Source organism: Vibrio sp. D173a (genome assembly GCF_030248475.1).
This window is the reverse complement of record NZ_JAHGAH010000021.1, coordinates 59,216-70,814: the sequence shown is the minus strand read 5'-3', so window position 1 is coordinate 70,814 and position 11,599 is coordinate 59,216. Positions and strand designations below refer to the sequence as shown.

Annotated in this window: 9 protein-coding genes; 4 read left to right on the top strand and 5 right to left on the bottom strand. The window is 45.3% G+C overall.

Features of this window, described 5'->3' with window-relative positions:
* Both KIV40_RS03455 and KIV40_RS03450 read left to right on the top strand, forming a co-directional pair.
* Positions 1-501, top strand: a 501-nt coding sequence (locus KIV40_RS03455; protein ID WP_285347952.1) for a mechanosensitive ion channel family protein, incomplete at its 5' end; no start/stop codon positions are given.
* A 377-nt stretch (positions 502-878) separates the two neighbouring features.
* A complete protein-coding gene (locus tag KIV40_RS03450; RefSeq protein ID WP_033000220.1) occupies positions 879-1,331 on the top strand; it encodes a septal ring lytic transglycosylase RlpA family protein in 453 nt (150 codons plus the stop codon).
* A 60-nt stretch (positions 1,332-1,391) separates the two neighbouring features.
* Here the strand turns inward: KIV40_RS03450 and KIV40_RS03445 are convergent, their stop codons facing one another.
* Positions 1,392-2,312 (bottom strand): LysR substrate-binding domain-containing protein, encoded by a 921-nt coding sequence (locus KIV40_RS03445; protein ID WP_285347951.1) that lies wholly within the window; start codon positions 2,310-2,312, stop codon positions 1,392-1,394.
* Between the two features lie 107 nt (positions 2,313-2,419).
* On the opposite strand from KIV40_RS03445, the gene KIV40_RS03440 reads away from it, so the two are divergent.
* Together KIV40_RS03440 and KIV40_RS03435 are read left to right on the top strand one after the other, a co-directional pair.
* Positions 2,420-3,676 (top strand): D-amino acid dehydrogenase, encoded by a 1,257-nt coding sequence (locus KIV40_RS03440; protein ID WP_285347950.1) that lies wholly within the window; start codon positions 2,420-2,422, stop codon positions 3,674-3,676.
* A gap of 308 nt (positions 3,677-3,984) precedes the next feature.
* Entirely contained in the window at positions 3,985-5,532 is a 1,548-nt protein-coding gene (locus KIV40_RS03435; RefSeq protein WP_285347949.1) for an alanine/glycine:cation symporter family protein, read from the top strand.
* A gap of 128 nt (positions 5,533-5,660) precedes the next feature.
* Here KIV40_RS03435 and KIV40_RS03430 read toward each other — a convergent pair whose 3' ends face one another.
* The 4 genes from KIV40_RS03430 to guaA form a co-directional block, all read right to left on the bottom strand.
* The gene (locus tag KIV40_RS03430) at positions 5,661-6,254 is read right to left on the bottom strand and encodes a GPR1/FUN34/YaaH family transporter (protein ID WP_005424684.1); all 594 of its coding nucleotides are present in this window, start codon (positions 6,252-6,254) and stop codon (positions 5,661-5,663) included.
* Positions 6,255-6,436: 182 nt separating this feature from the next.
* Positions 6,437-8,059 carry a chitinase gene (locus KIV40_RS03425; RefSeq protein ID WP_285347948.1) on the bottom strand — a complete coding sequence of 541 codons (1,623 nt, stop codon included), beginning with the start codon at positions 8,057-8,059 and terminating at the stop codon, positions 6,437-6,439.
* A 200-nt stretch (positions 8,060-8,259) separates the two neighbouring features.
* Positions 8,260-9,783 carry a Na+/H+ antiporter NhaC family protein gene (locus KIV40_RS03420; protein ID WP_285347947.1) on the bottom strand — a complete coding sequence of 508 codons (1,524 nt, stop codon included), beginning with the start codon at positions 9,781-9,783 and terminating at the stop codon, positions 8,260-8,262.
* A 164-nt stretch (positions 9,784-9,947) separates the two neighbouring features.
* On the bottom strand, positions 9,948-11,501 hold the full coding sequence (gene guaA / locus KIV40_RS03415) for a glutamine-hydrolyzing GMP synthase (RefSeq protein ID WP_005424749.1): 1,554 nt from the start codon (positions 11,499-11,501) through the stop codon (positions 9,948-9,950).
* Positions 11,502-11,599 lie beyond the last annotated feature (98 nt).

Sequence of the window (11,599 nt, the reverse complement as noted above, 5' to 3'; positions counted from 1 at the left end):
ATGATCACGGGTATAGAGCAAATAGGAGTGCGCTCGACTCGTATCAGGGCAAAAGATAGAACCCAAATTACCATCACCAACGGGGACTTGATTAAGCATGAAATCATCAACTTTAGCCGTCGAGACCGTTACCCGTTCAAGGCAACCATTGGATTACGGTATGAGACCAGTATGTCTCAACTCCAAACGATCACGAAGAAGATCGCAAACTTGCTCCAAGAGCACCCTAACGTTTTAGATTCACCTATTCGAGTACACTTTGATACCTTCAATGCCTACAGTTTGGATATTAAAGTTCTTGCTCACCTGAATACAACGAATAAAGAGACATTTCTTAATTTGCAGCAATCACTACTGATATCGATTAATCAGATTATTGAAGCGGAAGGCGCAAAGTTCGCTTTGCCTTCTCATACCACTTATCTCGCCACCGATTCTGTACAGCCGACAGCTACAGCCCAAGTTCAAATTAAAGCTCAAGCAATAGATCAAAACACATAATGTAAAACCGCCTCAGACGAGGCGGTTTCTACGAGACTAGAGTGTGACTTTCCGTTTCCCCCAGCGGTAAACCTAAGTCCAATAACACCCAAAGCTATCTACTGTAGTCGTTATTACCCTTTATCTACACTCAAATTAAAGGTGGTGAGTTTCATCATTGCGTAACGAACTTAATTATTCTCAAAATCCAAGATGGCTGGTTAAAAGAGCCTTTTTAGCTTTATTAAGGCTGACATTTTACTGATAAAAACTTTTCATCAGAATGACTTAAGAAAGCACTCTTAATGGAAGCATTACCCGAACGTAGTGGATGGCGTTCATTTCAGAATAATGACTATACTCTTCATTGCGTAGCTAAAAACACGAAAAAGATAAAAATGAGTAGATTAACGTTCCCAAATCACACAAAAAAGCTTTGCATTATTTTTACAACTCTCGCTCTTATGATTTCAGCAGGGTGCACTTCGACGTCAGCGGTCGGTAACTCTAAAACAAAAGGTTATGCTCAGTCACATGCTCTTAATGGCAAAGCGTCTTGGTATGGAGATAAGTTCCATGGGAAACTAACTGCAAGTGGTGAAACATATGATCTAAATGCCCTTACCGCAGCGCACAAAACTTTGCCTTTTGGCACTATCGTGCGAGTAACCAACACCGCCAACAACAAGTCTGTTAATGTAAAAATTAACGACCGAGGCCCTTTTGTACGAGGTCGAGTAATTGATCTTTCACGCAAAGCTTTTGCAAAGATTGGCAACGTTGGACAAGGTACAATACCTGTAAGAATAGATATTGTTGATGACAGCAATACGTTTAGGTACAAACATTAACTCTCCTCCCAAGTTTAATCTAATCAGACTCTACGACAACGCTGTGATTCTCGGAGATGTTTAGTGCTGATCAACTAATCTACGTTGACTACTTGTTTCGTGCATTATCCAATATCTAAATCTCGCCGTCTGCTCACTTTGGTTGTTGATAATCAGATAGTAACCTGCGCTAGCATCCACGGGTTCAAATGGCGAGACTAAGCGACCAGATGCTAACTCGTCTTCCACCAGCGCCATACGTGCCATTGCGATACCCACTCCGGCTTCGGCCGCTGACATTGCCATATCAGTACGATTAAAGAAGTGTCCTACATCTGTTTTAAAATCGAATCCCATACTTGATGCCCAATACAGCCATTCATAGTCACGCGGAGCCTTATCCCATGGCATAGCATCGTGCAGTAACGTCGCGTCTCGCCATTTTTCTGGCGACGCTTTAAGAGTTTTTAGCCACCCATGTTCCTCAAGGTATTTTGGACTCATGACTGGCAAAAGTTGTTCATCGAGAATCCGCTCTGCACTTTTATCTCGATAGGGATGAGAACCGTAGTCTATCGCAACGTCATAGTCCTTTAGCTCACTATTCACTAGTGCTCCCTCTGCAAAAATCTGCACTTGGAGATCGGGGTTTTCTAGATGAAAGCTTTCAAGGCGTGGAACTAACCATTTAAACGCAAAAGAAGGCGTCAGCTTGAGGCGAATTTCATTGTGGGGCTTTTCAATCTGTAGCTCTTCAAGTGTCTTCCCGATCTCGGTGAAGTGAAATTGTGAGGATTGAGATAATTGTAACCCTTTGGGTGTTAGTCGGATGCCACGCGAATGGCGTTCAAACAAAGTAAAACCTAGCTGCTCTTCTAATTGAATGATTTGCTGACTGATCGCACCGGTCGTCAAGTGCAATGCTTTTGCAGCACTGGTGAAACTGCTGTGTTCTGCCACTTGGCTAAATAGCCACAGCCCGCTAACAACACTACTTTTCATTCTTGAGCCTATAGTTTTTTCTAAACGCTGAATGTAATTTATATCGATTGTTAACAAAAGGTAAAGAAGACAAACTGCGCAACATAGAAAATGTGTGGAGTGCATCAATGGAAGTCATCGTGTTAGGCAGTGGTGTTATCGGTTTAACCTCAGCTTGGTATTTATCTCAGGCTGGCTATCAGGTCACCGTTATCGATCGCCAAGCAAATAGTGCGATGGAAACCAGCTTCGCTAACGCAGGACAAATCTCTTACGGTTATTCTTCACCATGGGCTGCTCCAGGGATACCACTCAAAGCTATAAAGTGGCTCACTGAAGAGCATGCACCACTTAAAATAAAGCCATCTCTCAGTCCAGATCTAATCCGCTGGGCAACGCAAATGGTGTCGAACTGCACCTTATCCCGCTATCAGATCAACAAAGCAAGAATGCTCTCTATCGCCAATCATAGCCGTGCGTGTCTGGAGCAGTTGCGCCGTGACCATGCGATTGAATACCAAGGGCGGCAGTTAGGCACCCTGCAAGTATTTCGCTCTCAACAGCAGCTCGATGCCATAGAAAAAGACCTTAAGCTGTTAGAGCAAAGCGGTACACGCTTTCAGTTAATGAATGTCGAACAGTGCATCAAGCAAGAGCCAGGATTGGCATTAGTAAAAGAAAAATTGGTCGGTGGGTTATATCTACCCGATGATGAAACGGGAGACTGTTTCCAGTTCTGTCAGCAGTTAACAGAGCTTGCGAAAGCCCATGGCGTAAGGTTTGAATTCAATACGGAGGTGAGTAATTGGGTTGCTGCAGGCAAAGAGATCATGGGTGTCCAAACGGACCATGGTTTGTTTAAAGCAGACCAATTTGTACTTGCCTCCGGCAGTTACTCGACAGCGTTACTCAAACAGCTTGAGATCGACATCCCTGTTTATCCCGTCAAAGGCTATTCACTGACGGTGCCGATTAAATGCGAGCAATTTGCGCCACGTTCTACCGTCATGGATGAAACCTATAAGGTGGCCATGACGCGCTTTGATGATCGCATTCGCGTCGCAGGAACCGCAGAGCTAGCAGGCTTTGATCCTTCGTTACCACAAAAGCGCAAGAATACGATTGAAATGGTGATTCGTGATCTGTTTCCGCAAAGTGCCGACTTCACTCAAGCCGAATTCTGGAGCGGTTTTCGCCCCATGACACCGGATGGTACGCCGATTATTGGTACAACACCTTACGAGAACTTATTTACTAATACGGGGCATGGTACCCTCGGTTGGACAATGGCGTGTGGCTCAGGACAAATACTTGCAGACATCATGCTGAATTCGGATACCAAAGTAACAAATCACTCAGAATTAAGCTTGAACCGTTACGCCTAAACACCTGCAATCCATTTCAAATAGCGCATTACTCCACAAGTTGAATAAAGTTTAGAAGATATGACTTTCTATATTAGCGGTACATTTTCATGACAATGTGCTGCATATTCAATCAATTCATTGCAATTTCCAATAAAAAACCACCCATATACATAACAAGAACCAATTTTTAACAATATTTAAGCATTCTGTGCCCACCATCACGCTACAAAGGATTCTTAGTCAAAAAGGTTAACAATTACATTACAAAAAAGGTTAATGTGCTGTATGAAAAACAACCACAAACATAACAAACAGGGAAAATACTCATGCAGTCATTAGTTGATTTTCTGAATGGAATTATCTGGAGTCCGGTACTAATTTATTTGTGCCTTGGTGCTGGTTTGTTCTATTCGATCATGACGCGCTTTGTGCAGATTCGCCACTTCTTTGAAATGTGGCGCTTGCTACTTAATGGAAAGAGTTCAACCAAGGGGATTTCATCATTTCAGGCATTGGCCGTTTCACTATCTGGCCGTGTAGGTACAGGCAACATTGCAGGTGTTGCAGCTGCTATCGGTTTCGGTGGTCCAGGTGCGGTTTTCTGGATGTGGGTCGTTGCCTTCTTTGGCGCAGCAACGGCATACGCAGAGTCAACGCTCGCACAGATTTATAAAGAAGAAGACGAAGGCGAATTCCGCGGCGGTCCAGCTTACTACATTGAGAAAGCGATGGGTCAGAAGTGGTACGCATGGATCTTCGCAATTGCAACCATCTTTGCATGTGGTGTTCTACTTCCTGGTGTCCAATCGAACAGTATTGGTAACGCTGTAGAGGCAGCCTTTGGCTCAGGTGACATGATTGAAACTGCTGTTGGTACCTTCAGTTTCGCTAAAATTTTCACTGGTACGGTTGTCTGTGTCATTCTTGCATTCATCATCTTTGGTGGCGTAAAGCGCATCGCGAACTTCACTCAAATTGTCGTTCCGTTCATGGCGCTGGCTTATATCATCACCGCGTTCGTTATCATTCTACTTAACATCGGTGAGATTCCACGCATCGTTGGCATGATCATTGGTGATGCATTCACACCGATGGCTGGAGTTGGTGCTGCGATTGGTTGGGGTGTAAAACGTGGTGTTTACTCTAACGAAGCAGGCCAAGGTACAGGCCCTCACGCAGCAGCAGCGGCAAGTGTTGATCACCCAGCACAACAAGGCCTGGTTCAGTCGTTCTCTATCTACATCGATACGCTGCTAGTATGTTCTGCAACCGCGTTTATGATTCTTATTACTGGTGCTTACAACGTACAAGGTGCGGTGGAAGGAACATTCCTCTTACAAAACCTACCAGCAGACATCGGCGCGAATGGTCCAGTATTTACGCAAATGGCGATTGAAAGTGCCCTACCTGGCGTTGGTAAACCATTTATTGCTATTGCACTGTTCTTCTTCGCTTTCACAACGATTCTGGCTTACTACTACATTGCAGAGACCAACATCGCGTACATCCGCCGTACGTTAAAAGTTAACGGCTTAATGTTCGTCTTGAAGCTCGTGCTTATCACAGCCGTATTCTACGGTACGGTTAAGACAGCCAATCTCGCATGGGCAATGGGTGATGTCGGTGTTGGTCTAATGGCATGGCTGAACATTGTCGGTATTCTGATCATCTTCTTCATGTCGAAGCCTGCACTAAAAGCGCTGGCTGACTACGAAGAGCAACAGAAACGCGGTGTGACTGAGTTTACGTTCAACCCAGTAGCACTTGGTATTAAAGGCGCGACTTACTGGGAAGAGAAGTACAAGCGCAAAACAGGTAAAGCACCAACCGCAGACAGCGATGTAACAGAAACGGTAGAGCAACCATCTACCTAATGCTTCACTTAGCGTCCTCCCCCAACAGGTTGGCAGGTATATAAGAAAAAGCAGTGGTCCGAATAACGGACATTAAAAAAGGGTTAGCCAGTGGCTAACCCTTTTCTTTTGCATTCAAATCAGAACGATTATGCTGCGATTTCTTGCGTTGCAACTTGAGGCTTTTGCTTTTCGCCGATTGGAAGCACTGTACGACCGTATTCGTTGTTCAGTACTTGAGCCATTGCAAAGTAGATTGCGCTCGCGCCACAGAAGATACCTTCGAAGCCTGCGATAGTGCCGATAAGTGTGCTACCAGTGAAGTCACGTGCCGCAAGTAGGAAGAACAGGATAGTAAGAGAACCAAACACAACTTGCTTCGCTACTGGGTAACATAGAGAACCAATAAACATGAAGCCAGTGAAGATACCCCATAGTAGTAGGTACCAACCCATGAAGTGTGCTGGGCTAGCTGGTAGACCCATGTATGGCATTACGATTAGACCAACTAATGTTAGCCAGAATAGACCGTATGAAGTAAACGCAGTTGTACCGAAAGTATCACCACGTTTGAAGCACATCATGCCAACAATAACTTGGCTAAGACCACCGTAGAAGATACCCATTGCTAGGATCATTGAGTCAATTGGGAAGAATCCTGCGTTGTGGATGTTAAGCAGAATCGTGGTCATACCGAAACCCATTAGGCCTAGCGGCGCTGGGTTAGCCAGTTTAGTAGACATGTAAGCGTACCTGTTTTCAAAAATGTTGATAAAAATTGCGCGCGAATTTTAATGGACAAAAAGTCAAAAGAGAAAAGACGTTATTGAAAACTTAGATTGCATAAACAGGCAAGCAAACGAATAAAAAAAGACCCTGCTAAAAAGCAGAGTCTTTATAGTTACTTAGACTATTTATTGTTCAATTACTGGCAAGAGATCTCATCCCAGAACCAATTGCTCTGAGTTGGCGTTTCCCATACTCCTGGGCCATTTTTCGCAATAAAGCATTTACCTTGATAAGTCACTTTGTCGCCATTCGCTACTTGAGTGACACCCGGTTCCCATGCAATAAAGTCACCCGATACTGGTGGTTCAGGTTCTGTGACTAGTGGCTCTGTCACAGGCGGTTCAGTAACAGGAGGCTCATTGCCTTGTGACCACCACTTCGCTTCATACACAGCACCTTGGTAAGAAACTTGATCACCCGTGTTGTATACCTTGCCTGAATCCCAAGCAGCGATACCATCCACTGGCGGATCAACCGGATCGACTGGATCTAATTTATCGACAACGCGAACTTCAGGCCAACCAGCATGAGATTGGTAGAAGTTGGTAACACATTTCTCGTAATCACCAGCAACCAGTGCCGAATACGCGGTTTGGAAACCAACCAACTCACATTCAAATGAGTGACCGCCCGGGCGATCTGAGTAGTATTTCCAGTTACCATCCCAGTTGGTGTAGAGCACGTCAGTCGCGCCGTTAAGGTTTAAGCTACCGTAAGGCGTTTGTTGCCAACAGGTATTGGTTTCATCAGCTTCGATAGGAATTTGATAGTGCGCCGCTAAACCTTCCCAGTAACGAATGCGGTTAACTGGCTGGCCTTTGTCTTTGTTCTGTTCACCACACTCTATACCGCCATTGATGACGTTGATCGTAGTACCAAAGCCGTAACCAATGCCCGCATCAATTTCACGTTGCGATGGTACCCAAGTACGATCAATCACGTGCAGCATTGCTGGTTTTGGCGCTTGAGGGGTTAAGAAGAACCAAATTGCAGAAGCTAGGTTCAACCATGAGTCAGCGACTAAGCCCGGATTTTTCAACAACACCGATGCATCACCATCGAACATCACTTCAGAGAACGCGCCGTAGTTAAAGTGGTAAGAAAGCTGTTTTGCACCACGACCAAAATATCCCTGACCAGGCTCACAAGGCCAACGCTTGTTTTGCCAATCGTTCTGACCACAGCCTGTCGTGTAGCCTTCTTGACCTTCAGACCACCCCATTTCACGCACGTGAACCAATGCCTGTTGCCACTCTTCCAGTGCAAGCGGGTTGTCCGATACGTTATCAACCGCAATGTGGCCACCGGTTTCCTGAGCAAAGTGCGCGAATGCTGTCACGATGGATTTCTTACAAATCGCGTCTGAATCACGCCCGTCTGTGTACTCACCACAGAATGCAGGGAACTTACCAATCGCGCGTAGGAAGCGAGTATATGTGTACTCTGGTGCAGCCATCTGAGTTAAGAAGTCCCACTCAGATTCAGGAAAAACACGCTCAACACGTTGAACGTTTTCTGGGTTACTTGCTGCGCCTGGAACAATAGCTTCAACAACCGTATTTGGACGAGTCTCTAGCGCTTGTGACCAGATAGCATACATAGGGTCAGAAGTCTTACTTTGCTCCATAGCTTGGATGTCGCCACGAGCAATCACGTAACCATTTGGGTTTTGTGGATCAGGTTGGATATTCATGCTGGCATGAGCTTGTGCAGCAAGTACACAACCTAATGCAAGAGGCAGATGTTTGAGTGCAAACATGTCTAATCTCCGTATTGAACAATACAATATACAAGGAATAACTAGACACATAGTGGATCATGTAGAAAAAACGCCGAGCGAAGTGAATTAATTCTGCGACGCAAATTTCATAAATAAATACTGTTACACAGCGAGTATCACAAAAACTGTTACCTTGACTCAAAAGAAAACGAGGGATAATCCCCCGCTCTCATTTATTGCTATTGCTCTGCTATTACTTGCTCTGACATTGGTGAAGATTGTTGCTTAGAGAGCACCAAATAAATGGCAAACTGCGCCACTATTGCCACCAGCACAATCAAAGGAGAAGCCATTACCCCTGCAACAAGGAAGCTTGTCAGGGCGATAGCACCGTTGAGTACCGCATAAGGCAACTGGGTTCTAAAGTGCTCATACTGCTCACAACCCGCACCAGTGGAAGACAAAATAGTAGTTTCCGAAATTGGTGAACAATGGTCACCAAATAAACCACCTGATAGTACCGCACCAATACACACCAACAATGGCGCATCAATCGCGACAGCGGTTGGAATGACCAATGGCATCATGATGGCAAAAGTGCCCCACGACGACCCTGTGGCAAAAGAGATAATACCCGCCAATAGAAACGCCACGGCAGGCAATAGCCAGTATGGGAAGCCAGCTTGTGCTTGCTCTGCAATGTAGGCCGCAGCGCCCAGCTCTTTACCTACGGAGCTTAATGCCCAAGCCAGCACCAAAATCACCGCAACAGACATCATGTTCGACATCCCTTTTAGGTAAACCTGAATGCCATCAGAGAGCTTTCTCACACCGTAAAACGCCATCAAACTAATTAGGGTAATTGCAGCAAAGAAATACGCCGACGACAATGCAGCACGGAAGGTGGAGCCTGCCACTTTCTGAAATGGAAAACCGTGAGGAACCAATATTGAACAAAGCACAACTAGCATGACAAGCAGCGGTGCCCAAACAAAACTTGTTTTTGCATTTTTATGCTCAAACACATTTAATGAATCTTGCACTTTTCCAAAATCAGAACCTTGCTCGGCAAGCTGCTCGGCTTTCGCCATCGGACCAAAATCCAGTTTGAAGAAAGAGACAATCGGCACAATCGCGATCGCTAAAAAGGCATAAAACTGATAAGGAATCGCGCCAATAAAGGCATCCCAATCACTGATCCCCACATCCAGTGCTGCGAACTCTTTCTGAATCAATCCCATAATGTAAACACCCCAACCGATGAAAGGAATTAGGATAGCGACAGGTGAAGAAGTGGAATCGATGATAAAGGCAAGCTTCTGGCGAGAGACTTTCAGTTTATCAAAAAGAGGACGAAAGACAGGGCCAACAATTAACGGTGTACCAAGGTCTGAAAAGAAAATAACAACGCCGCCAAACCAAGCAGAGAGCTGCGCTTGGCATTTATTGGCAACCCATTGTGTGACCTTTTTAGCGAACGCCACACCACCGCCAGATTTCTCCATCAAGGCAACAAAGCCACCAATGAAAACCAAAAGAAGGATGACGCCCGCGTTGTAACTGTCAGTCAGTTGCGGCAACAGGTAACTTTTCATCAGCGCGCTAAACGAATCGAGCGGACCTTTGTCGACGAATGTACCTTCAAGCATAGCCACACCACTGACGACACCGGCAAAAAGACCGACGACAACGTTTCTTGTGGTTAGCGCAAGGACTAACGTAATAATAATGGGGATAAGGGAGGTAACTTCTGCCTGTTCCATAGCAATACCAATTTTAATATTTAAACACTAAAAATGAATATACATTCAACCATCTCGCATGTATATCTCTGCTAATAAAAAAGTTGAGATCTGCGTTCACACTTTTCAGGCATAAAAAAACCAGCCCGAAAGCTGGTTTTTAATTTGGTATATCTAACAGGAAATTATTCCCATTCGATTGTCGCTGGTGGCTTACCAGAAATGTCGTAAACCACGCGAGAAATACCGTCAACTTCGTTGATGATACGGTTAGAAACCTTACCTAGGAAGTCGTATGGTAGGTGTGCCCAATGCGCAGTCATAAAGTCGATAGTTTCTACCGCACGTAGAGAAACAACCCAATCGTACTTACGACCATCGCCCATTACACCTACAGAGCGAACTGGTAGGAATACCGTGAACGCTTGAGAGACTTTGTTGTATAGGTCTGCAGCGTGTAGCTCTTCAATGAAGATAGCGTCTGCACGACGTAGCAAGTCACAGTACTCTTTCTTGATTTCGCCAAGAACACGAACACCTAGACCAGGCCCCGGGAATGGGTGGCGGTAAAGCATGTTGTACGGAAGACCAAGCTCTAGACCGATCTTACGAACTTCATCTTTGAACAGCTCACGTAGTGGCTCAACAAGACCCATTTCCATGTCATCTGGAAGACCGCCCACGTTGTGGTGTGATTTGATCACGTGCGCTTTACCAGTCTTAGATGCAGCAGATTCGATAACGTCTGGGTAAATCGTACCTTGAGCTAGCCATTTCGCGTTTTTCAGCTTCTTAGACTCTTCATCAAATACGTCTACGAATACGTGACCGATTGTCTTACGCTTCTCTTCTGGATCCGACTTACCTTCAAGTGCTTTTAGGAAGCGATCTTCAGCATCAACTTTGATGATGTTCAGACCAAACTGGTCGCCAAACATATCCATTACTTGTTGACCTTCGTTTAGACGAAGAAGACCGTTATCTACGAACACACACGTTAGCTTGTCGCCGATTGCACGGTGAACCAGCATCGCTACTACCGATGAATCAACACCACCAGATAGACCTAGGATAACTTCGTCGTCACCCACTTGCTCTTTAATACGAGCAACCGCGTCTTCGATGATAGATTCAGAAGTCCATAGACGCTCACAGCCACATACGCCAAGAACGAAGTTCTCTAGCATTTGTAGGCCGCCTTTCGTGTGCGTTACTTCTGGGTGGAACTGTACGCCGTAGTACTTCTTCTCTTCGTTCGCCATCGCAGCGTACGGACATGTGTCTGTCTCACCGACTTTCACGAAGTCAGCAGGAATTTCTACTACTTTGTCACCGTGGCTCATCCACACGTCTTGGGTTAGCTCAAGATCTTTAAACAGTGCAGATTCACCAGAAACTTTAACTTGTGCGTAGCCGAATTCACGTTCAGTAGAACCCGCAACTTTACCACCTAGCTGCTCAGCCATAGTTTGCATGCCGTAACACACACCTAGTACTGGCACACCAGAGTCAAATACGTATTGAGGAGCGCGTGGAGAGTTGTCTTCCGTTACGCTTTCTGGACCACCAGATAGGATGATACCGTCTGGATTGAATTCACGAATATCCGCTTCTTCAACGTCCCAGCTCCACAGTTCACAGTAAACACCGATTTCACGTACACGGCGCGCTACTAGCTGAGTGTACTGAGAACCGAAGTCCAAGATCAGAATACGTTGGTCATGAATATTTTTAGTCATTTTGAGCAGTCTTATAAGCTAGGTTATTAAAACGGAGGCGAGTGTACTCGCCTCTTATTAATGCTTCAAGGAAAAAAGCAAACGTTTACGTCGGGTAT

What these genes read in the sequence shown, in the direction of transcription:
- KIV40_RS03425 (WP_285347948.1), bottom strand. Translation starts at nt 8,059, where the DNA reads ATGTTTGCACTCAAACATCTGCCTCTTGCATTAGGTTGTGTACTTGCT.
- KIV40_RS03450 (WP_033000220.1), top strand. Translation starts at nt 879, where the DNA reads ATGAGTAGATTAACGTTCCCAAATCACACAAAAAAGCTTTGCATTATT.
- KIV40_RS03445 (WP_285347951.1), bottom strand. Translation starts at nt 2,312, where the DNA reads ATGAAAAGTAGTGTTGTTAGCGGGCTGTGGCTATTTAGCCAAGTGGCA.
- KIV40_RS03435 (WP_285347949.1), top strand. Translation starts at nt 3,985, where the DNA reads ATGCAGTCATTAGTTGATTTTCTGAATGGAATTATCTGGAGTCCGGTA.
- KIV40_RS03420 (WP_285347947.1), bottom strand. Translation starts at nt 9,783, where the DNA reads ATGGAACAGGCAGAAGTTACCTCCCTTATCCCCATTATTATTACGTTA.
- guaA (WP_005424749.1), bottom strand. Translation starts at nt 11,501, where the DNA reads ATGACTAAAAATATTCATGACCAACGTATTCTGATCTTGGACTTCGGT.
- KIV40_RS03440 (WP_285347950.1), top strand. Translation starts at nt 2,420, where the DNA reads ATGGAAGTCATCGTGTTAGGCAGTGGTGTTATCGGTTTAACCTCAGCT.
- KIV40_RS03430 (WP_005424684.1), bottom strand. Translation starts at nt 6,254, where the DNA reads ATGTCTACTAAACTGGCTAACCCAGCGCCGCTAGGCCTAATGGGTTTC.